General features: G+C 54.2%; 18 protein-coding genes. 4 read left to right on the top strand and 14 right to left on the bottom strand.

What is annotated here, in order from left to right; translation table 11 throughout:
- Positions 1-198 precede the first annotated feature (198 nt).
- Positions 199-2,184 carry an SDR family oxidoreductase gene (locus tag RG807_RS14820; RefSeq protein ID WP_309045648.1) on the top strand — a complete coding sequence of 662 codons (1,986 nt, stop codon included), beginning with the start codon at positions 199-201 and terminating at the stop codon, positions 2,182-2,184.
- A 67-nt stretch (positions 2,185-2,251) separates the two neighbouring features.
- Here RG807_RS14820 and rnt read toward each other — a convergent pair whose 3' ends face one another.
- Both rnt and pyrC read right to left on the bottom strand, forming a co-directional pair.
- On the bottom strand, positions 2,252-2,908 hold the full coding sequence (gene rnt, locus RG807_RS14815) for a ribonuclease T (RefSeq protein WP_298453667.1): 657 nt from the start codon (positions 2,906-2,908) through the stop codon (positions 2,252-2,254).
- Between the two features lie 44 nt (positions 2,909-2,952).
- Positions 2,953-3,984, bottom strand: coding sequence for a dihydroorotase (gene pyrC / locus RG807_RS14810; protein WP_309045585.1), 1,032 nt, complete (start codon positions 3,982-3,984; stop codon positions 2,953-2,955).
- A 150-nt stretch (positions 3,985-4,134) separates the two neighbouring features.
- Between pyrC and RG807_RS14805 the strand changes: the two genes are divergently transcribed.
- Positions 4,135-5,052 carry a flagellar protein MotY gene (locus RG807_RS14805; protein WP_309045584.1) on the top strand — a complete coding sequence of 306 codons (918 nt, stop codon included), beginning with the start codon at positions 4,135-4,137 and terminating at the stop codon, positions 5,050-5,052.
- A 9-nt stretch (positions 5,053-5,061) separates the two neighbouring features.
- Here RG807_RS14805 and RG807_RS14800 read toward each other — a convergent pair whose 3' ends face one another.
- Positions 5,062-5,985 carry a histone deacetylase family protein gene (locus RG807_RS14800; RefSeq protein ID WP_309045583.1) on the bottom strand — a complete coding sequence of 308 codons (924 nt, stop codon included), beginning with the start codon at positions 5,983-5,985 and terminating at the stop codon, positions 5,062-5,064.
- 158 nt (positions 5,986-6,143) lie between these two features.
- Between RG807_RS14800 and RG807_RS14795 the strand changes: the two genes are divergently transcribed.
- Positions 6,144-8,888, top strand: coding sequence for a bifunctional acetate--CoA ligase family protein/GNAT family N-acetyltransferase (locus tag RG807_RS14795; RefSeq protein ID WP_309045582.1), 2,745 nt, complete (start codon positions 6,144-6,146; stop codon positions 8,886-8,888).
- A 43-nt stretch (positions 8,889-8,931) separates the two neighbouring features.
- Here RG807_RS14795 and rdgC read toward each other — a convergent pair whose 3' ends face one another.
- From rdgC to RG807_RS14755, 8 genes are all read right to left on the bottom strand, one after another.
- Positions 8,932-9,858 (bottom strand): recombination-associated protein RdgC, encoded by a 927-nt coding sequence (gene rdgC / locus RG807_RS14790; RefSeq protein ID WP_309045581.1) that lies wholly within the window; start codon positions 9,856-9,858, stop codon positions 8,932-8,934.
- Between the two features lie 19 nt (positions 9,859-9,877).
- On the bottom strand, positions 9,878-10,078 hold the full coding sequence (locus RG807_RS14785; RefSeq protein ID WP_298453683.1) for a DUF2788 domain-containing protein: 201 nt from the start codon (positions 10,076-10,078) through the stop codon (positions 9,878-9,880).
- A 24-nt stretch (positions 10,079-10,102) separates the two neighbouring features.
- The gene (gene yaaA / locus RG807_RS14780) at positions 10,103-10,873 is read right to left on the bottom strand and encodes a peroxide stress protein YaaA (protein WP_309045580.1); all 771 of its coding nucleotides are present in this window, start codon (positions 10,871-10,873) and stop codon (positions 10,103-10,105) included.
- A gap of 13 nt (positions 10,874-10,886) precedes the next feature.
- A complete protein-coding gene (locus tag RG807_RS14775; protein ID WP_309045579.1) occupies positions 10,887-11,120 on the bottom strand; it encodes a glutaredoxin family protein in 234 nt (77 codons plus the stop codon).
- Positions 11,120-11,869, bottom strand: coding sequence for a YciK family oxidoreductase (locus RG807_RS14770; protein ID WP_309045578.1), 750 nt, complete (start codon positions 11,867-11,869; stop codon positions 11,120-11,122). Before RG807_RS14770 ends, RG807_RS14775 begins: the two co-directional genes overlap by 1 nt.
- Before the next feature lie 65 nt (positions 11,870-11,934).
- On the bottom strand, positions 11,935-12,597 hold the full coding sequence (locus RG807_RS14765; RefSeq protein ID WP_309045577.1) for an HAD-IA family hydrolase: 663 nt from the start codon (positions 12,595-12,597) through the stop codon (positions 11,935-11,937).
- A complete protein-coding gene (gene ubiG, locus RG807_RS14760) occupies positions 12,587-13,303 on the bottom strand; it encodes a bifunctional 2-polyprenyl-6-hydroxyphenol methylase/3-demethylubiquinol 3-O-methyltransferase UbiG (RefSeq protein WP_309045576.1) in 717 nt (238 codons plus the stop codon). The genes RG807_RS14765 and ubiG overlap by 11 nt, the downstream gene beginning before the upstream one ends.
- A gap of 35 nt (positions 13,304-13,338) precedes the next feature.
- Positions 13,339-14,679, bottom strand: a complete 1,341-nt coding sequence (locus tag RG807_RS14755; RefSeq protein ID WP_309045575.1) for a TRZ/ATZ family hydrolase — start codon at positions 14,677-14,679, stop codon at positions 13,339-13,341.
- 137 nt (positions 14,680-14,816) lie between these two features.
- Here RG807_RS14755 and mtnA point away from each other — a divergent pair, with 137 nt between their 5' ends.
- The gene (gene mtnA / locus RG807_RS14750) at positions 14,817-15,914 is read left to right on the top strand and encodes an S-methyl-5-thioribose-1-phosphate isomerase (protein WP_309045574.1); all 1,098 of its coding nucleotides are present in this window, start codon (positions 14,817-14,819) and stop codon (positions 15,912-15,914) included.
- Here the strand turns inward: mtnA and RG807_RS14745 are convergent.
- The 3 genes from RG807_RS14745 to RG807_RS14735 form a co-directional block, all read right to left on the bottom strand.
- Positions 15,903-16,697: a helix-turn-helix domain-containing protein gene (locus tag RG807_RS14745; RefSeq protein WP_309045573.1), complete on the bottom strand. Its 795-nt coding sequence runs from the start codon at positions 16,695-16,697 to the stop codon at positions 15,903-15,905. The two genes, mtnA and RG807_RS14745, sit on opposite strands and share 12 nt — an antisense overlap.
- Positions 16,697-18,868, bottom strand: coding sequence for a carboxy terminal-processing peptidase (locus RG807_RS14740; protein WP_309045572.1), 2,172 nt, complete (start codon positions 18,866-18,868; stop codon positions 16,697-16,699). The genes RG807_RS14745 and RG807_RS14740 overlap by 1 nt, the downstream gene beginning before the upstream one ends.
- Before the next feature lie 321 nt (positions 18,869-19,189).
- Positions 19,190-21,340: a 3-hydroxyacyl-CoA dehydrogenase NAD-binding domain-containing protein gene (locus RG807_RS14735; RefSeq protein WP_309045571.1), complete on the bottom strand. Its 2,151-nt coding sequence runs from the start codon at positions 21,338-21,340 to the stop codon at positions 19,190-19,192.
- Positions 21,341-21,371: the final 31 nt, after the last annotated feature.

Below are 21,371 nucleotides of genomic sequence, written 5' to 3'. Positions count from 1 at the left end.
CACACTCGTCTCAAGTTGGTTTTAGAGTAATGGCTCTAGGTAAAACAACGGGTTACAGAGTAAAGGCTCTAAAATAGACCGATACATGAAGGTTGCAATTAAGTACAATGCCGACCGTTAAAGTTCGTTATAAGACTTTGGTCTAAGACGGTTGGCATGGATAGACAACAACAGAGCAACAAGCAGGGTGGATTATCAATGAATTATTTCCTGACCGGTGGTACCGGGTTTATTGGCCGTTTTCTTGTGGAAAAATTATTGGCACGCGGCGGCACTGTGCACCTGCTGGTGCGAGAGCAGTCCCTGGGTAAGCTTGATGCATTGAGGGAAGGATGGGGTGTCGATGAATCCCGTGTGAAGGCCGTTATTGGGGACCTCACCAGCAAGAACCTGGGTATAGATGCCAAAACCCTGAAAGCGCTGGCAGGAAAGGTCGATCACTTTTTCCACCTCGCGGCCGTTTACGATATGGGGGCCGATGAAGAAGCCCAACAGGCCACGAATATTGAAGGTACGCGAGCGGCTGTAAATGCTGCTGGCGCAATGAAAGCAAAGCACTTCCACCATGTGTCGTCTATTGCTGCCGCGGGCCTGTTCAAGGGCATTTTCCGCGAGGACATGTTTGAAGAAGCCGAAAAGCTGGATCACCCCTACCTGATGACCAAGCACGAATCTGAGAAGGTTGTGCGTGAAGAGTGCAAGGTGCCATTCCGCATCTACCGCCCGGGCATGGTGGTTGGCCATTCGAAAACGGGCGAAATGGATAAGATCGATGGCCCCTATTATTTCTTCAAAATGATCCAGAAAATTCGCCGCACACTGCCTCAGTGGGTGCCGACGATTGGTGTTGAAGGTGGCAGGCTGAACGTTGTTCCCGTGGACTTTGTGGTGGATGCAATGGATCACATTGCGCACCTGGAAGGCGAGGACGGCAAATGCTTCCATCTTGTGGATACCGACCCGTATAAAGTCGGCGAAATTCTCAATATTTTCTGCGAGGCTGGCCACGCTCCCAAGATGGGCATGCGTATTGATTCCCGCATGTTCGGGTTTATTCCGCCCTTTATTCGCCAGAGCTTGAAGAACTTGCCGCCGGTTAAGCAGATCACCAGTTCGATACTTGATGATCTGGGCATCCCACGCTCCGTTCTGTCTTTCATTAATTACCCCACGCGCTTTGATGCTCGCGAAACCGAGAGAACGCTGAAGGGAACAGGCATCGAAGTACCTCGCCTTGAGGATTACGCCCCGGTGCTTTGGGATTTCTGGGAGCGCAACCTTGATCCCGATCTGTTCAAGGATCGTACGCTGAAAGGTACGGTGAGTGGCAAGGTGTGCGTGATTACCGGTGCTACCTCAGGCATTGGCTTGGCAACGGCTGAAAAGCTGGCAGAAGCCGGCGCTATCCTGGTGATTGGAGCCCGTACAAAAGAAAAGTTGGACGAAGTGGCTGCTTCTCTGGAAGCCAAAGGCGGCAACGTACACGCCTACCAGTGTGATTTCTCCGATATGGATGATTGCGACCGATTTGTGAAAACCGTACTGGATAACCATGGCCACGTCGATGTGTTGGTGAACAATGCGGGCCGTTCGATCCGTCGTTCGTTGTCCCTGTCGTTCGATCGCTTCCACGACTTTGAGCGCACCATGCAGCTGAACTATTTCGGCTCAGTACGTTTGATCATGGGGTTTGCGCCTTCCATGCTTGAGCGTCGTCGTGGGCATGTGGTGAATATTTCATCCATTGGCGTTCTTACCAACGCTCCGCGCTTTTCTGCTTATGTGGCATCGAAGTCGGCACTGGACGCTTTCAGTCGCTGTGCGGCGTCTGAATGGTCTGATCGCAACGTAACCTTTACCACTATCAATATGCCGTTGGTGAAAACGCCAATGATTGCACCCACCAAGATCTACGATTCCGTGCCGACCCTGTCGCCGGAAGAGGCTGCTGATCTGGTGACCAATTCAATCATTGATCGCCCCAAGCGAGTTGCTACGCGCCTTGGTATCACTGCGCAGGTATTGCACGCACTAGCTCCGAAGGTGGGCGAGATCGTGATGAATACCGGCTACCGCATGTTCCCGGACTCAACTCAGGCAGTAGGTGGAAAGTCGACTGAGAAGCCCAAGGTGTCGACAGAGCAGGTGGCATTTGCAGCCGTGATGCGGGGCATCCACTGGTAAGCCGAGATCGTTCATAGCACTGAAGCAAAAAAACCCGCAATGCGGGTTTTTTTGTGCCTGCTGTATTCTATTCGCTTTCGTCCATCATAAAAGGTGGCGGAAACCCGCCCAGGTCCAGCCAACGATTGACTATCCCGCAGAACAAATCGGCTGTTTTTTCTGCATCGTAAGCTGCGGAATGGGCTTCCTTGTTGCTAAAAGGAATACCGGCCAATTTGCAGGCTTGCGCAAGCACTGTGTGCCCATAGGCCAGACCGGCCAGAGTGGCAGTGTCGAATGTGGAGAAGGGGTGGAACGGGTTTCGATTGATTTCTGCCCGCTGTGCTGCGGCAAATACAAAGTTATGATCGAAGGTCGCGTTGTGACCTACCAAAACGGCTCGTTTGCAATCGTGTGCTTTTACCGCTTTGCGGATGGGGCGGAATATTTCACTCAATCCTTCGCGCTCGGGTACAGCCTCACGCTCCGGATTCCAAGGGTCTATTCCGGTGAAATCCAATGCAGATTGCTCCAGGTTGGCGCCCTCAAAAGGGTCAATCTGTTGCAAATGGGTTTCAGCACGGCGCAAGCGGCCGTCTTCGTCCATGGTCAGCATCACCGCAGCTATTTCCAGCAGAGCATCACGATCCGGGTTGAATCCACCGGTCTCCACATCGACAACGACGGGCAGGAAACCACGGAATCTGCGGGACATTGGGTGCGATTGTCTGTTTTCGTCAGTCACTAAAACTCCGGTCTTGGCCGTTTATCAAGAAATTAAGGGCAGGTTTATACCTGGCGCCAGTTGATGGTTTCGCCCGCTTTTAGCGGAACGATGGTGCCGTCCGCCAAGGGTAGTTCGTTGGGCATTGTCCAAGGTTCCCTCACCAGCGTAATGGTATCGGTATTTCGTGGAAGACCATAGAAATCCGCACCGTTAAAACTCGCAAAGGCTTCCAGTTGATCAAGAATGCCAAGCTCTTCAAAAATATCTGCATACAACCCGATCGCACCGTACGCGGAATAGCAGCCTGCACAGCCACATGCGGCTTCTTTCTTGTCTTTTGCATGGGGGGCAGAATCGGTTCCCAGAAAGAATCGCTTGTCAGCGCTGGCAATCGCATCCCTCAGGGCTTGCTGATGGCGATTGCGCTTGAGAATCGGAAGGCAATAAAGATGAGGGCGTATCCCGCCCACCAACATGTGATTGCGGTTGTACATCAGGTGCTGAGGCGTAAGTGTTGCAGCCAGATTGTTGCCTTGATGATGCCGAACGAACTCTGCGGAATCAGCAGTGGTTATATGCTCAAGTACAACCTTGAGACTGGGGAAAGCTTCCAGTGTGGGGGCTAGTACTCGCTCGAGAAACACTTTCTCCCGGTCAAAAATATCAATGTCTGTATCGGTAACCTCACCATGAACAAGCAACAGCATGCCGCACTCTGACATGGCTTCCAGTACCGGGTAGATGTTGCGGATGTCCTGCACGCCGGACGCGGAGTTGGTGGTGGCCCCCGCAGGGTAAAGCTTGGCTGCAACAATACCCTCTGCGCTCGCTTCGAGGATGTCCTCTCGACTGGTGGACTCGGTCAGATAAAGCGTCATCAACGGCTGGAAGGCGGTTCCTTCGGCGGCTGCCAGAATGCGGTTCCGGTATGCCGAGGCTTCAGCGGCATTGGTTACCGGGGGCGCAAGATTCGGCATGATGATCGCTCGCCCGAAACAGGCAGCGGTTGCAGGCACAACGCTCTTCAGGGCGTCGCCGTCGCGAACGTGAAGGTGCCAGTCGTCAGGGCGCACAAGAGTAAGCTGATCGGTCATGGTCTGGTTTCCGCAATGCCTTAAAAAAGTTGGCAGATTATAGCAGAAGGTGCCAGTGATTGTTTTTCCTCTGGTCGATTAAAGAACACGGGGCGGGTGCCGTTAAACAGGGAAACCACGAAACATCCGTGAAACAACGGTATGGCTGTTATGGCACGCGCATTCACTAAAAGAACACAGAATCTGTTGGCAACGCTGGCGCTCGGCATTCTTCTGCCCGGGCCCGGCCAAGCCGCAAGCTATGGTGCGGGAATATCGAACAGCCAGTGGTATCTTGCCGAGTCCGTTTTCGAGTGTTCGTTGGTGCATGATGTTCCAGGTTATGGCCGGGCTGTTTTTCGCCACCGTGCCGGGGAAGATCTGTCATTTTTTCTGGAATCCGAATCCCATCTCATGCGCCCCGGGCGAGGCTCTCTTTTTGTTGAGGCGCCACCGTGGCGCCCCGGGGTCGCTCCACGCTCGGTAGGCACGGTTGATGTGTCTGAAGGGCTTCGGCAGGTGTCGCTTGAAACCCGTCATGCGGTAATTCTTGCGCAAAGCCTGCTGGACGGCATGCGCCCCACCGTTTCCCGGGATTCCTGGTATGACGGCAGCCCGGTGCGGGTGCAGGTCTCGAATATTAACTTCAACGGGCAGTATCAGCGCTATAGGTCATGCGCCGCGAATCTGTTGCCGGTTAACATTGATCAGATTGGTCGTTCACGGGTGGCGTTTTCAAGCGGCAGCGCAACGCTCTCGGGTGCAGACATGGATCTGTTGGATGATATTGTTGCCTATTTAATGGCGGATTCCACAGTAGAGCGGGTCTTTATTGATGGGCATACCGACCGAGTTGGCAGTCGAATCGACAATCGTGCGCTTTCTGAGGAGCGCGCCAATGTAGTGGCAGACTATTTGAAAGATCGCGGGATAGACCCCGACTTGATTACCGTGCGGGCTCATGGTGATCAGTATCCGGTGTCCAGAAACTATGGCGAAAACCGTCGCACAACCATACGTTTGCAGCGGGAGGGCGAGCGCCCGGGCTTACAACAAGCTAATGGCTATGGTGGCGCCAGCGCAGGCTAAGGAAACCCGCTAAATCGAACTCAATACGTCCAGATGGGCGTTTACGCTTTCTGCGAGAGCTTTCAGGTGATAACCACCTTCCAGCGTTGAAATAATACGGTCGTTGCTATGTTCGCTTGCAACGCTTGTCAGCATTTCGGTCAACCAGCGGTAGTCCTCGGTTTCCAGATTAAGTTCCGCCATCGGATCAAGCCGGTGGGCATCAAACCCAGCAGATATCAGAATCACCTGAGGCTTGAAGGCATTCAGGCGCTTCATCCAGCCTGCTTCTACCTGTTTCCGGTAATCCGCGGAAGAGCACTCTGCCTCTATGGGAATGTTCACGATATTGTCAGCTTGACGATGTACGTGGGAGTGGGGGTAAAGCGGGTGCTGGAAACTGGAGCACATCAGTATCCGCTCATCTCCACTCACAATGTCCACAGTTCCGTTACCTTGATGCACATCAAAATCGACAATGGCAACTCGGTCAAGATGATGGAAATTGAGCGCGCGCATGGCAGCCAAGGCAATGTTGTTGTAAAAACAAAAGCCCATGGACTTTGTGCGTTCAGCATGGTGACCGGGGGGGCGTGCGCAGATAAATGCGTTGGTTACCTGGCTACTCATAACCATGTCGACTGCTTGAATGTTTGCACCGGCCGCAAGCCTTGCGGCGCGCAGAGTATCGGGCATCATGGCAGTATCCGGATCGGTGAAGACCCGCCCCCGTGAGGGCTGCAACATATCTAGCTGCTGCAGGTAGCTTTCCGGGTGCACGCTCAAGAGCTGGTCGCGGGTAATTTCTTCCGGGCGTACCCAGTCTAGTTTTTCCGCGATACCGGTGTCGGCGATGTAGCTGATGATGGCTGCCAGGCGGGCTGGGCTTTCGGGGTGCTCCGGCCCCATGTCGTGTTTCATGCAATCATCATGAGAAAAAAATGCGGTGGTCATAATTCTCGAAACGTCCCAGCTATACTTGTATTTTCTTTGATCTTATCAGGGATAACCTGATAGCGCCGAGTTTCTTTAGCCGTATAAGGGTAGTAGGCATTTCACAAGGGCTCATCAATGCATAATATAGCGTTAACAACCTATCAAGGAGAGAGAGCGTGAGCACCCAGTACCTGGAAAGTTTGTTCAATCCTGCTTCCATCGCAGTGATCGGGGCGTCTGAGCGTGCTGGAAATCTCGGTGGTATGGTGTTGCGAAACCTGATGAGCAGCGGCTATCCGGGTAAGCTGTTGGTTGTCAACCAGAAGGACTATGACAACGTTCACGGCGTGCCCTGTGTTAGAAAAGTATCCAAAATGGAGTTCTCGCCAGATCTGGCCATTGTTTGTACACCTCCCCAGACCGTAGCAAAAACCATCAGGCGATTGGGTGAAGCCGGCGTGCGCACCGCCATCGTGATGACAGGTGGCATGTCCCGTACTCACAGTAAAACCGGCCAACCACTTATGTATTCGGTACGAGATGCGGCAAAGGACACGGGGATCAGAGTGCTGGGGCCTAATACCATCGGCTTGATGGTACCCGCCAGAAGCCTGAATGCCACCTATGCACACATGGGAGCATTGCCCGGCCGCGTGGCATTTGTAGGGCAGTCGGGCACCATCGCCAGTTCAGTCATCGATTGGGCCTTTGCCCGAGGTGTTGGTTTTTCCTATTTCCTCACCCTTGGCGATGGTATGGACATCGATCATGACGATCTCATCGATTATCTTGCCCAGGACACCCAGACCCAAGCCATTCTCTTGCACATTGAACACATCCCAAATCCGCGGCGCTTTATGTCTGCGGTGCGGGTGGCTTCCAGAACCAAGCCCGTAATTTGCGTTAAATCTGGCCGAGTGCCGGAGTCTGAATGGATGACCCATGAGCTGCCTGAAGGTATCCGGCGCAGCGATCCTATATACGACGCCATGCTCCAGCGTGCGGGTGTTCTTCGGGTGGATGGGTTGGGGCAAATGTTTGATGCCCTGGAAACGCTGACCCGCATGCGCCCGCTGCGTAGAGAGACACTCGCCATCATGGCCAATGGCGTAGGACCGGGGGTTTTGGCTGTGGATCGCCTGGCGGATCTGGGCGGAGAGCTTGCCCGCTTGTCTGAAGCCAGTGTCGGCGCTCTGGCCGAACTTTTGCCAACGTACTGGACACGCAAAAACCCTATAGACCTGAACTATGACGCATCCCCCGAGCTTTATGGTAAGGCGATCAAGATTCTGGCTAAGGACCCTGAAGTAGCCAACGTGCTTGTGCTTTACGCGCCCAGTTTGACGGAAGACAGTCTGCAAATTGCCGATGCGGTCGTGCAGGCCGCAAAGGGTACGCGGTTGAATATCTTTACCTGCTGGCTTGGGCAGAGCACGGTAATGGAGGCCCGTGATGAGTTTTATCGGGCGGGTCTGCCTTCCTTCTTCAACCCGGAAAAGGCCATTGTGGCGTTCATGCAGCATGTGCGGCACCAGAGGCTCCAGCGCTTGCTGAAAGAAACCCCCGAATCCTTCACCGACCATTTCTCGGATCATACGAAAACCCGCCGAGTGGTCATGAACGCGTTGCGTTCAGGACGCTTGCATCTGTCTAGCAAAGAAGCGCGGGAAGTGGTTCGTGATTACGGTATCAATACCATTGAGACGATTTACTGTGACGATGTGGAGGAGGTGCTAGAAGCCTTCTCTATTGAGCGTCGCCCTGTAGACGTTACCGTCGTGCACGAACAGGCCTGCCATCCGTTTGCCAACCTGACTGTGGCGCAACGTCGTCATAAGGCGACGGTGCAGAAGCTGAGTAGCGAGGCTGCAATCATCGATGCCTGTAGCTTTTTAATGGAGCAGTATCAGGAATACTTCCCCGAGAGCGGGTTTCTCGGTTTTGCAATGCAACACTCCTACCAGCATGTTGGCGGTATTGAGTTCAGCGTGGGCATCACCAGAGATGCCCAGTTCGGGCCTCTGGTGGTCTGTGGTGCATCCGGTGCCCATGTGAACGTGATGACGGATCGACAAATCGCGCTTCCGCCGCTGAACATGGTTCTGGCACGGGAGTTGTTGCGCCGCACCTATATGTACAAGCTTCTGAGGGAGCACAGCCTGAAACCGGAAACGGATATCCGAGCGGTGTCTGAAACACTGGTGACCCTTTCTCAGATTGTGATCGATATACCTGAGATCCGCGGGTTGGAGATTTCGCCTCTCCTGTTCAATGACCAAGGCGCTGTTGCGGTAAAGGTGGCAATCAATCTGTCCGAGGTACCTGGAAAGCCGATTATTCAGCCCTATCCAAGAGAGCTCGAGGAATGGCTGGTATTGCCCAAGTCCGGTCGCCGGGTGATTATTCGCCCGGCTCTGGCTGAGGATGAACCGTCGCATCGGGAGTTTCATGAGCTGCAATCCCCAGAGTCCATTCGCTATCGTTTTTTCCAGTACCGTAAACACTTCTCACGGGAAGACGTAGCTCAGATGGTGCAGATCGACTACGACCGGGAGATGGTATTCATCGCAAATGCCCCGAAAGAGGATGGTGACGGCGAAGAAACTCTGGGCACCGTAAGAACCTGGACTGACGCAGATAACCTGCGATGCGAGTTTGCTGTGATGGTCCACGACAAAATGAAGGGTGAAGGCCTGGGAATCGCGCTGATGCAGAAAATGATCGATTACTGTCGCGCCCGTGGCACCGTAGAGATGGTCGGTGATGTGTTGGCAGACAACCGACCGATGCTGCAACTGGCGGAGCATCTGGGCTTTGAGATCAAGTACAACGTCGAAGAAGAAGTGATGGATTTGCGGCTGGTACTGAATGAGCCGGAAAATGAATGGCAGAAAGAAAGGTTGGGGAAGTATACCCACTGAAGCTTTTGCTGAGTGCTTCAGTGGGACTTTTGGGCCTGGAGGGTTATCCTTCGACGAGGGCGGAGCGATCTTCCCCGCCCAAGGCTTCCAGTAAGCCAGGGATCAGTTTGGACAGCTCAAGAGTCATCAGTGTAAAGGCAGCATCAAATTTCGCGACAGCGTCATCCACATCGACATCATCGAGTTGGTCCTGAAGTGTTTCGCCAAACTTCAGCCGGCGAATCCCCATTTCCTCATCCAGAACGAAAGAGACATTGTCGTCCCAGGTAAGGGCGAGTTTGGTCACTTCCATCCCGGCATTCAGATGGTTGCGGATTTCGTCTGCCTTCAAATCCAGTCCTTTGCAGCGAACCACGCCGCCATCTTCGGAAGGATCCTTCAGTTCGCACTCATCGCCTAAAACCACTCTGGCGGGTAGGTCGATGGACTCGTTCAACCAGCCAGTAAAGGTAGAGATAGGGGCCTGCTCCAGAGCGGGCGGGCGTACAGGCAGAGATCCCAGGCTTTTGCGCAGTGATGAGGCCAAATCTTCCGCCTGTTTTGCGGAGCCTGCATCAACAATCATAAAGCCGTCTTTCGGTGCAAGGTACGCAAAGCTGCGCCGGTTCTTGGAAAATGCATGGGGCAGCATTTCCAGCATGACCTGCTCTTTGATCTCTTCTTTTTCCTTGCGACGAACCTTGCGGCCTTGCTCGATCTCGATGGCTTCGGCTTTTTCTTCCACCGCATCTTTTATTACCGGGCCAGGCAGGATTTTCTCTTCTTTGCGCAGCGCGATCAGGTGATAGCCATTGGCACTGTGAACGAGTAATTCACCGTGTTTACCCAGTGGCGGAACCCAGCCCTGGCGGGCGGTTTCTTGTGGACCGCACGGTTTGAATGCATCGCCGCTGAGCTTTTCTTCCAGCTCTTCAGCAGAAATATCAAACGGCTTGGTAAAACGGAAAACGCGGGCATTGCGAAACCACATCAGGCTTGATCCTTGTCGTTCATATTTGGATGATTTCTACGAGTACTGTTTTGACGATAAAGCCGAAAACACCTGCGCCCAGTACTGTAAAAAGGGCGATGGTGCCAAACTTTCCGGCCTGGGATTTTTTGGCCAGGTCCCAAACGATGAAACCCATCCAGCCAATAAGGCCTGTCAGAAACACCAGCATGGCGATCTGGGAAAAAACTGCTTCGTTCATGAGTTGCTCCGAGCTTAATCTGGATTAGTGTTCATCTCGCAGGAAAACCCAGTTATTTTTGTCGGATTGGTCTTCGCTGAAATAGTAACCGTCAAGGTCGAAGCCCTTGAGGTCGTTGGCATCGGTAATGCGATTCAGGATGGCATAGCGGCACATAAGTCCGCGGGCCTTTTTGGCGTAGAAGCTGATCATCTTGTACTGACCGCTCTTCCAATCCTTGAATTGGGGGGTAATCAGCCGGCCATCAAGGTTTTTCTTCTTCAGGCTTTTGAAGTATTCATTCGAGGCCAGGTTTACCAGTACTTCGTCGTCGCTTTTCAGCAGGCGATTCATTTCCTGGGTAAGACTGTCCCCCCAGAATGCGTAAAGATCCTTGCCACGCTTGTTCTCAAACTTTGTACCCATTTCCAGCCGGTAGGGCTGCATCAGATCAAGCGGTTTAAGAATGCCGTAAAGCCCGGACAACATGCGCAGATGCTTTTGTGCAAAGCTGAAATCCTGCTCACTGAAACTTTGTGCGTCCAGCCCGGTGTACACGTCACCTTTGAAAGCCAATATGGCTTGGCGCGCGTTCTTTGGAGAGAAGGGCACTTGCCAATTCTGGAAGCGCTCAGCATTCAATTGGCCCAGCTTGTCGCTGACGCTCATCAGATTGCTGACCTGGTGGGGCTCCAGCTCTTTGAGCTGATCAATCAGCTCGCAGGCATCGTCCAGGAAATCCGGCTGGGTATAGGTTTCAGTTGCCGGCGGGCTCTCATAATCGAGGGTTTTAGCGGGTGAGATAACCATCAACATGTCAGATAATTCCTCATTGCAGAAACGTGAGTAACTGTTCCCGGGTAAATGGCCAGTTGAGTTCGTGCCCAGTATCCTTGCGCCGGAGCACCGGGATTCGCGTGCCATAGCGCTCGACCAACTCTTCCGATTGCGCAATGTCCACCACATCCACCGGTATTGGTACTGGCATCGGAGTGCTTATCAGCAGAGCTTCGGCCAAATCACACAGGTGGCATTGGGACGTAGTGTAAAAAAGCAGTTCCATTACTTCGGCTGTGCATCCAGCTTTTGGCCGTTTACACCGGCGCTGTCGGTGCCCATCAGATACAAATAGATAGGCATCAGTTCTTCCGGCGCCGGGTTCTGTTGCGGGTTTTCTGCCGGGTAGGCATGTGCCCGCATATTGGTTCTGGTGGCGCCGGGGTTTAGGCTGTTTACCCGCACGTTATGTTGTTTGTCATCCAGCTCATCAGACAGAAGCTGGCTAAGGCCTTCAACGGCAAACTTGGAAACGGCATAAGCGCCCCAGTAAGCTTTTGCCTGCCGTCCGACCCCAGACGAGGTGAAGATAACCGAAGCCGCATCAGATTTACGCAGCAAGGGAATCATCGCACGGCTAAGCAGGAACGGCGCTGTTGCGTTCACGTGCATAACCTTGTTCCAGGTTTCCGGGTCGTACATTTCCACCGGGCTGCGGTCACCCAGAATCCCTGCGTTGTGGAGGATACCGTCGAGCTTGCCGAAGTTATCTTCCAGGGTCATGGCCAGTTCTTCGTAATCTTTTACCGCTGCGCCTTCGAAGTTCATAGGCACAAGAGCCGGCTTGGGGTGCCCGGCGGCTTCGATTTCGTCGTAGACCGTTTCCAGCTTGCTCAGGGTTCGGCCCACAAGGATGACCGTGGCGCCATGAGCGGCATAGGTTTTTGCGGCGGTACGGCCGATTCCGCTGCCCGCACCGGTAACCAGTATGATGCGGTCTTTCAGAAGATCAGCGGGTGCCTGGTAATCTTGCATAACCTGTCTCCGTAGCAGACTGGGAGTTCATCAGTGTGTTTAAAATGGCCCGTTTCAGAAGCGCGCTATTGTAACAGCTTTGCGAGATCGTTCACGGTGTCAGCGATCATGTCGGCTTGCCATAGGTCAACGGTTTCCGGCTCTTCGATATAGCCATAGCGCACGGCGATGGTTTTCATGCGGGCGTTGCGGCCGGCCACTATGTCCCGTTCATGATCGCCCACATAAATTGCCTGCTCGGGTTCTGCGCCGATTTGCTGGCACGCAAGCAACAGGGATTCTGGATGAGGCTTGCGATCAGTGACGTGGTCCGGACACACCAGCGACGCGCAGCGCTCAGCTAGACCTAGGGCCTGAACCAGCGGTGCGGCGAAACGTACTGGCTTATTGGTTACGATTCCCCAGGGTATTTCCCGCTGCTCCAGTGATTGAAGCAAGGAGTCCATGCCTTCAAACAGGCGAGTTTCAACGGCAACGCCCGCTTCGTATAGATCCAGAAAGGCGGTGTGTTTGGCAAGATAGCCCGGGTGCTCAGGCTCCAGCCCAAAGCCCACACGCACCATGGCCCGGGCTCCGTTGGAAACGGATCGGCGTATGTGCTCCGCTGGAAGCGCCGGGAGCCCGTCGATTTGGCGCAGCTCGTTCAGGCAGCGTATAAAATCCGGCGCTGTGTCGATCAGAGTGCCGTCCAGATCAAACAGAACGGTTGAGAGTTGTTCAGTCTTCACGGGTATCCCGGGCGTGCATCAAATAGTTTACATCGACACCCCGGCCCAGCTTATAGGAGCGGGTAATGGGGTTGTAGGTCATGCCGGTGAGCTCGCGCACATCCAGCCCGGCGTGGCGCAGGTGGTCAGACATTTCTGACGGCCGGATGAACTTCTTCCACTCGTGCGTGCCCTTGGGTAGCATGTTCAGCACGTATTCGGCGCCCACAATGGCAAACAGGAAGGATTTTGGATTCCGGTTGATGGTTGATACAAACAGGTGTCCACCGGGCTTTAACAGGGCAGAACAGGCTTTGATAACAGAGGCTGGATCAGGCACATGCTCCAGCATTTCCAGGCAGGTAACGGCATCGTACTGGCCAGCGTGCTCCGGATCGCGGGCCAGTTCTTCCACGGTGATTTGCTTGTAGTCCACCCTGATTCCGCTTTCCAGACCGTGCAACCGAGCTACGGCCAAGGGCGCTTCGCCCATGTCTATGCCTGTTACATGAGCGCCACGTAAAGCCATGCCTTCAGACAGCAATCCGCCGCCACAGCCAATGTCCGCTACCCTCTTGCCTGCCAGGGATACGCGCTCATCGATGTAGTTGAGGCGCAGGGGATTAATGTCGTGCAGAGGCTTGAACTCGCTGGTGGGGTCCCACCAGCGGCTAGCCAAGGCTTCAAACTTGGCGATCTCATTACGGTCAACGTTCTGGTTTGTCATCGTATCTTCTACCTGATCTATCTATCGAAATTCGTTTAGACCGCCTGCTGTTCGCGGATTTTCTCGGCCCAGTCTTTAACGCGGAGCATGAGATCCGGTACGTCTATACGCGTCAATTTGCCATCCTGTACCTGAGGTACGCCGCCAATCCAGCTATGGCTTACCGCGCGGCCATGATTGCTGTACACAAGATGGGATGCAGGGTCGTAAACCGGCTGAATAAAAGGATCGCTGAGGTCGATGGCGATAATGTCTGCCAGCTTGCCAGCCACCAATGAGCCCAGCTCATGCTCCCGCCCCAGCGCTTTCGCGCCATTAATCGTTGCCACCTGCAGTGCCTGATGGGCAGAAAGTGCGGTGGCTTCGTTGGCGACGACCTTGGCGACCATAGCGGCTGTTTGGATTTCGCCGAACAGATCCAGGTCATTGTTGCTGGCGGCACCGTCTGTGCCTATGGCCAGATTAACGCCATTTTCCAGGAGTTTATGAACAGGACAAAGACCACTGGCGAGCTTGAGGTTGGATTCGGGGCAGTGGATAACGTGCGCGCCAGAGTCCGCTAGCAGGGTAATGTCTGAGTCACTGACCTGGGTCATGTGGACACACTGGGTTTTAGCACCTAGAACACCAAGTTTCGCAAGCCGTTCAATTGGGCGTTCACCGTGTTTTTCTTTAGCTTCTGTCACTTCAAATTCGGTTTCATGTAGATGAATCTGAATGCGGGCACCGGTTTTCTTGGAGAGTGCAGCAGCGCGGCTCAGCGGCTCGTCGGATACAGTGTAGGGCGCATGGGGGCCAATGGCTGGCATGATGTAAGTGTTGTCTTTCCACTCATTGATCAGCGCCTCGCCTTTGTTCAGATAGTCATCTGGCCCGCTGCCCCACGCCGTGGGGAAGTCCAGCAAGGGAAAGCAGATTTGAGCGCGCATGCCGGTATCGTGAGCCAACTGGGCCACAATCTCCGGGAAAAAATACATGTCTGAAAATGTGGTTGTGCCGGTTCGCAGCATTTCTGCCATGGCCAACTGCGTGCCGTCGATAATAAACTGTTCACTGACAAAGCGGCCTTCCGCAGGCCAGATGTGGTCATTAAGCCAGGTCATCAATGGGAGATCGTCTGCCATGCCCCGGAACAGCGACATTGCGGCGTGCCCATGCATGTTGATCAGCCCGGGCATAACCACATGGTGGGGAAGGTTGATGGTCTCTCGGGTACGGAACTCGCGATCTGCCTGTGCCACGGGCAATACCGCCACAATCCGCGAGCCCTGAATAATAACGGCCTGATGCTCAAGCACCACTCCGGAAGGCTCTATTGGAATCAGCCATCGAGCGTTGATGCGCATATCGGCTGCGGTGATAGTATCTGCCGTCATTAACCCTACCTTGCAGTGCCGGCGACAAATGCGATTGTGCGCTTAGGAATGCACAAGCGCGCCGAACGATAAAATGTAGCCCGGAAGTATAACCGTTATACTGGCCGTTTTCAGCGTTATGAAAGCGGAGCCAGACGATGAATAATCCCAGAGAATCCCGACCTTTACATACCCCTTCTTCTGATCCGCGATCTGCAGGTACGGTTGCCCTTCGGTGGCAGGGTGGCAGCCTGGAATTGCTGGATCAGCGCTTGCTGCCTGCAAAGGAGCACTGGCTATCTCTGGAATCCGCTACCGGCGTGGCGCAGAGCATTCACGACATGGTGGTGCGCGGCGCCCCGGCGATTGGTATCAGTGCTGCATACGGTGTCGCACTGGCTGCCCGGAAAGCTGAAGGTGATGACTGGCAAGCTGAGATCAAAATGGCTGTCCGGGAGTTGGCTGCATCAAGGCCAACGGCTGTGAACCTGTTCTGGGCCTTACAGCGAATGGAGCAAGTGCTTGAGGGCTGTGCAGCGCTGGATGAAGCCCGGCAGCGGCTGGAAGATGAAGCCATTGCCATTCATGAAGAGGATCTTGCCGCGAACCTCGCAATGGCAGATTACGCACTTGAAGCGATGGAGCTTTCTTCCGGCTATCCAGCTCCTGTCTCGGTCCTTACCCACTGCAACACAGGTGCGCTTGCGACCGGTGGTTACGGCACCGCGTTGGGTGTTATTCGTCGGCTGCATGAGAAAAACCTGCTGAAACAAGTATACGCGGATGAAACCCGGCCCTGGCTGCAGGGCAGCCGTCTTACTGCCTGGGAATTAATGCGGGATGGTATCCCGGTAACCCTGAATGCCGATGGCGCAGCGGCAGCGATTCTTGCAGCGGGTGAGGTGCGGTGGATCATCGTGGGTGCCGACAGGATTACAGCCAATGGCGATGTTGCCAACAAAATTGGCACCTACGGCCTTGCGGTATTGGCGCGGTATCACAAGGTTGGATTTATGGTTGTGGCACCCTCCAGCACCGTGGATATGGCGCTGAAGTCTGGTGCAGAAATCCCGATCGAGGAGCGGGGTGGCACAGAGGTTCGGGAGATAAGAGGCATTCCGCTAGCCCCGGAGGGCGTGCCGGTGTTCAACCCGGTGTTCGACGTAACGCCAGCAAGCTTGATCGATCTGATCGTAACGGAAAAAGGTGTGGTGCAGAATCCGGGTGTTTCGGGGATGCACGGGCTATTTGGCTGAGGGCTTTTTGCCAGTGGCGGACTTGCTGGCGGGGAGTTCGTCGCTTTGTTTTGCAAGGCTTTCCCGTAGTTCCGCCACCTGCTTTTCCTGATCCTCAGCAAAGTGCAGGGACATCTCAAAACTCTGCCGGGTGAAATCCAGAACCTTGCGAAAGCCTTCATCCGAGAGCGTTCGGGCCGAATCGTGTCGGCGGAAGATATTGATAAATTCCCGCTCCCGCTCAAACTGCAAGGGTACTCGCGCAACACCCCAGTCATTCAGGATCTGCCAAACTTCCGGGTTGTAGTTCCGGGTGGTTCGCATAATAAACGGGATGGGATCATTCCGTGCAATGAGAGCGGTAAAGCGGAGTATGAGCTCAAAGGATAGGGTGGCAGTGCCGTTCTCGATGGCTTCAAGAACGGATTTATCACGAAGATCGAGCGCTTCGCTCATTTCCGAAATCGTCAGCCCGGCCACTTCCCGAATATCCTTGAGAGACTGCCCGGCTACCAGCATAGCTCTGAGCTGGTCCTGGGAGTTGATCAATGCCCGACCTACGCGCAAGGACGTATCCGTAGCACGAGCACCGAAGCGAAAGGCCGATCCGGTGAGGCTGGCAAGACGGTCGATAATGCCTTCAGGCGCTTTTTCCGAAGCCGACGGTGTCGGTTTGCGCAGCACATCCACCTCTTCCTGGGAGCGCATGGCGTGCAGCGCATCCAGAAGCATGTCCTGCATGGCTCGCGCTTTGTTCTGACGTTCCTGGTCGTTGGCTACCGGTTTGTCAGCCTTTTGGCTCATTACAGAGCTTCCGCCTGAGCTGCAAACTGCTGCGGGGTAAGGATGGAGGCCATGCGCTTATCCAGCTCCAGCATATCCGCCATGATGTCACCGCCTTCACGAATCACGAAGTCGAGCTCCTCATCGCTAGATCCAAGGTCTGCTGCTTGCTGATCCTGCCAGTCTTCAAGCTCTTCCAGATTTTCAAAAGGCTCCTCACCACGCAGTTCCCTGCGTGCATTGGCAATGGTCAACCGGGTACGTTCTATTTGCTCCTGCTGAATAGTTCGCTCGTCCAGGTTAAGGCTTACGGTTTTCCTTTGGCGCTGTTCATTCAGAAAGTCGATTTCTTGCTGTAGGAGTCTGAAATCCGGGCTCGTCGCAAAACGATCGTCATGACGCTTGCGAAGTTCTTCAATGATGCCGCTGAAATCAAAGTAGCGGGTATGGGGAACGGCGTCGATCTGATCCCAGGGCAGAGCATGGTCCAAAGCATCTTCGCCGATACGGGTTTTGTCGATACGGGAAGGAATCTCAATATCCGGAATCACACCTTTGTGCTGGGTGGAGCCGCCCGATACCCGATAGAATTTTGATTGGGTGATTTTCAGCTGACCGTGGTTGAGGGGACGAACGGCCTGCACAGTGCCTTTACCAAAGGTTTGTGAACCCACCACCAGACCGCGGCCATAGTCCTGAATAGCACCCGCAAAAATCTCGGAAGCCGATGCGCTCATGCGGTTGGTAAGCACGACCAAAGGCCCGTCGTAGGCAACGGATGCATCGTCGTCATTGAGAACCTGAACTTCGTTGCTGGAGTTACGAATTTGCACGGTTGGACCGGTATCGATAAACAGGCCGACCAGGTCATTGGCCTCATGCAAGGCGCCGCCGCCGTTGTTGCGCAGATCCATTACAAGACCGTCTACTCCATCCTGTTGAAGCTCTGCAATTAGCTTCCGCACGTCACGTGTCGTGCTTTTGTAGTTGGGATCACCGGCCTGCATAGCACGGAAATCTGCATAAAACGTCGGAATGGTAATCACGCCAACGGTGTACTTCTCGCCATTGCGGTCAAGCTCGATGGTGTCTTTGCTGGCGCTTTGCTCTTCCAGTTTTACTTCATCACGGTTGATGGAGATGGACTTGGTCAGGGTTTCATCAGTTGAACTGGCAGGAACGACTTCCAGCGTTACCAAGGAATTGCGTGGGCCGCGGATGAGATCGACCACTTCATCCAGTCGCCATCCGATCACGTTAACCGGCCTTTCATCTTCTTGAGCAACCGAAACAATTCTATCGGCGGGCTTGAGCTGTCCTTGCTTGGACGCAGGGCCACCGGGGACCAGCCTGACAACTTTCGTGTACTCGTTGTCCGCTTGCAGAACCGCACCAATACCTTCAAGGGAGAGGCTCATATTAATGTTAAAGTTTTCAGAGGTGCGCGGCGAAAAATAAGAGGTGTGAGGATCCCACATACCGGCAAAAGCATTCATATAAGCCTGGAACGCATCCTCGCTGCGGGCCTGGTAGGCGCGCTTAAGCTGGCCTTCGTAGCGCCGCTGGAGGGTATCGATAATATCAGCGTCGTCGGCACCGTTAAGGCGCTGAGCCAATACGGCGTTTTTGATGCGCTTAACCCAAAGTGCATCGAGAGCCTGCTGATCCGGCTCCCAATCGGCTTCTGAACGATCAAGCAGAATGGTCTCATTTGTGGTGAAGTCCAGCTTTTCGATGCCCTCGTCGAGGGTTTCCAGCGCGAACTGGAGGCGCTCGATGATCCGCTGTTGAACCAGGTTGTAGATATCAAACCCCGGCTGCAATTGGCCGGTTTTGAGGGCAGACCCCAACCGGTTTCTGACTTTGTTCATCGCCTGAATGTCGCCACCAGTCAAATAGACTCGCTGGCCATCCAGATAGTTCAGGTAGGCGTCAAACACATCGCCGGAAAGCTTGTCGCTGATACCCAGGTCGCGGAAATGGGTGAACTGCAGTTGCCTGGCAATGAGAATGTTGGCGCGCGCCTGGTCAATCGTTGGCGCAACCGGTGTATAGACTTCCGGTTCGACCGCTTTTGCCTGTGCGCCAAAAGGTGCTGACAGCAGCAAGGCGACGGTAAGCGCTTTGCACACACCCATCCGGCCGGCTTTGAGCGGGGCGCGACGAACAGATGCTTTTTCCGCGATGGTCATAGATAGATACCTGACGATGCTGGGTACCTGCCAGACAGTTCTGGAACCGGTTAACCCGTGGGCTGATAGATTTATTGTAGGCAAGGGCTACACCCGTTGCTATAGGTATGACGTATCGGTTCGTGACAATCTGTCCATGACCCGGTGTTTTTCAGTCATAAAAAGATAAGGAATCAACAGGGTAGAGGAGGTTTACCGAGAATTGTAGCAATGGCGTGCTGCACAGGATGCCGCTTGATCATGGGCACATCGAGAGAGTTGTATGGATTGTTCCAGGTATAACGAGCGGCGGAGGACAGTGTCCTCCGCCGCTCAGCACCTTTAGACGAAGGGCTTTTCCTGCTCTGCGTGCTCAAGCAGCAACGCGGGTGGGGTAAAGCGCTCGCCGTAGGCTGCAGCCAGTTCTTTGGCTCTTTCTGTGAACGCTCTCACACCATACTGGTTAATAAACTGTATGGCGCCGCCAGTCCAGGGTGCGTACCCGATACCGAAGATACTACCAATGTTGGCATCTTCCACGGTGCGCAGTACGCCTTCTTCCAGGCAGCGAACGGTTTCAATGGCCTGAATGAACAGAATCCGGTCTTTCAGTTCCTGCAACTCGACCTTGCGGGCTTTTTCGCTGTCCACATAGAGAGTTTCAAGTTCTGGCCACAGGTACTTTTTGCCTTTGGCGGGGTATTCATAGAAACCGGCACCGGCAGCCTTGCCTGGACGGCCATGATCGTTAACCATCTGGTCGATGATCGCTTCTGCAGGGTGTGGCTTCCATGTGCCGCCGGCTGCTTCCAGATCCTTTTTACTCTGGCTACGAACGAGGTGCATAAGAGTCATGCTGACTTCATCGGAAATGGTCAGTGGGCCGACAGGCATGCCTGCGAGCAAACCGGCATTCTCGATACTTGAGGGGTGAATACCTTCGCCCAGCATGGAGATCCCTTCGTTAACAAAGGTGCCGAAAACGCGGGATGTGAAAAAGCCACGGCTGTCGTTCACAACCACCGGTGTTTTGCCGATTTGCTGAACGTAGTCGAACGCTCTTGCCAATGTTTCGTCTGAAGTCTTCTCGCCAACAATGATTTCCACTAGCAACATTTTGTCTACAGGAGAGAAAAAGTGCAGCCCGATGAAGTTTTCCGGCTTGGCGGAAGCTTCTGCAAGTTGGGTGATGGGAATCGTGGAGGTGTTAGAGGCAAAAATGCCGTTGTTTGCAAGCTTCGGCTCGGCCTCTGCAGTAACCTTGGCTTTCAGGTCGCTGTCTTCAAACACGGCTTCGATCACCATGTCGCAGCCTTCCAGGTCGGCGGCAGAGTCCGTAGCCTTGATGCGGCCCAGAATTTCCGCTTTTTTCTCTTCGGTCATGCGGCCGCGGCTAACCTGTTTGGACAGCAGGTTTTCGGAGTAGCTTTTGCCTTTTTCAGCGCCTTCGACAGTGACGTCTTTTAGCACTACATCTATACCGCGGATAGCGGTGGAGTATGCGATACCAGCACCCATCATTCCCGCGCCCAGTACACCCACCTTTTTAAAGGTCTCTTTCTCTACGCCTTCTGGACGGCTACCACCGGCATTAATATCGTTCAACTGGAACCAGAAGGTGCCTGTCATGTTCTTGGCGACCTGGCCAATCACCAGTTCAGCGAAATAGCGGGTTTCAATCAGGCTGCCGCTATCGAAGTCTACCTGGGCACCTTCAACCGCTGCTGCCAGAATGCACTCAGGCGCCGGGTAACAGCCTTTGGTCTTCTGCTTTAGCATGGCCGGCACGATTGGCAGCTTCTGAGCCATCGCAGGATGGTGGGGCGCGCCACCTGGCATTTTGTAGCCTTTCTGGTCCCAAGGCTGTTGGCACTTGGGGTTGGCTTCGATAAACGCACGAGCCTTGGCCATCATGTCTTCGGGGGAGTCAGCCAACTCGTCAATAATGCCGGCTTTCAGGGCGGCAGCAGGGCGTAGCTTCTTGCCTTCCATCAGCAGCGGGAATGCTGCTTCAAGGCCAATCATTCTGGGCAGGCGCTGAGTACCACCGCCACCTGGGAGCAGGCCAAGCGTGACTTCCGGAAGACCCAGCTGAATGCTGTTGTTGTTCAGCACGATTCGGTGATGGCAAGCCAGAGCAATTTCGAATCCACCCCCCAGCGCAGCACCGTTGATTGCAGCAACGACAGGCTTACCACAGGTTTCCAGCGCACGCATCTGCGCCTTCATGCCGTTGACCATGTCTTCAAAGGCCTGAGCGTCGTCACGGGTAACTTTGTGGATTTCGTTCAGATCGCCACCAGCGAAAAAAGTCTTCTTGGCAGAGGCGATGATAATGCCACGAATGTTTTCCAGGTCGCCTTGGACCTTGGAGACTGTTTCGTCGAGGGCTTCACGGAATGCCATGTTCATGGTATTCGCAGACTGGCCGGGCATATCGATGGTGAGGGTCAGAATCTGATCTGAACCCAGTTCATAACGGATGGCACTCATAATCGGTTCTCCTTACAGAAAAAGTGTGGGG

This window comes from Marinobacter sediminicola, assembly GCF_031157525.1.
GTDB classification, from domain to species: domain Bacteria; phylum Pseudomonadota; class Gammaproteobacteria; order Pseudomonadales; family Oleiphilaceae; genus Marinobacter; species Marinobacter sediminicola.
Note: the sequence above shows the minus strand (reverse complement) of the source record. Positions and strands in the feature narration are given on the sequence as shown.